At 46.6% G+C, this 442-nt stretch carries 1 protein-coding gene; it reads left to right on the top strand.

Features of this window, described 5'->3' with window-relative positions; translation table 11 throughout:
* Window positions 1-442, top strand: a 442-nt coding sequence (locus N7659_RS08260) for a hypothetical protein (protein ID WP_263276626.1), incomplete at both ends; no start/stop codon positions are given.

Here is a 442-nt window from a genome sequence, read left to right as displayed (position 1 = left end):
ATCCAGCGACAGGTGTTGTTACTTTCCAACCGAACTTAGATTTTGTAGGCACTCCAGACGCTGTTAAGATTCAAGCTAAAGATAAGAATGGCACAGCAGTAGAAACAACTTATACCCCAACAGTAGATCGAGTAACTCCAACAGGAGCAGACGCTACATCAACAGATAAACAAGGTCAAGTCCAAAGTGCAACACCAGTGTTCACAGCAGGTGACCCACTTGTACCGATGGATGATAGTGTAACGGCTACGTTTGAAGATGGTAGCACGACTAAGACTATTGACGGAGAGGGAACCTACACTGTTGCGCCAGACGGTACTGTCACTTTCACACCAGAACCAACCTTCACAGGAACAGGTACAGGTGTGACCGTTAAACGTGTTGATAAGAACGGCACAGCAGTGACCGCTAAGTACACACCAACAGTTGAAGCTGTAACTCC

Source organism: Streptococcus sp. CSL10205-OR2 (assembly GCF_025660655.1).
Classification (GTDB): Bacteria; Bacillota; Bacilli; order Lactobacillales; family Streptococcaceae; genus Streptococcus.
The sequence above is the reverse complement of the archived record's forward strand: the minus strand, read 5'-3'. Positions and strand labels throughout refer to the sequence as shown.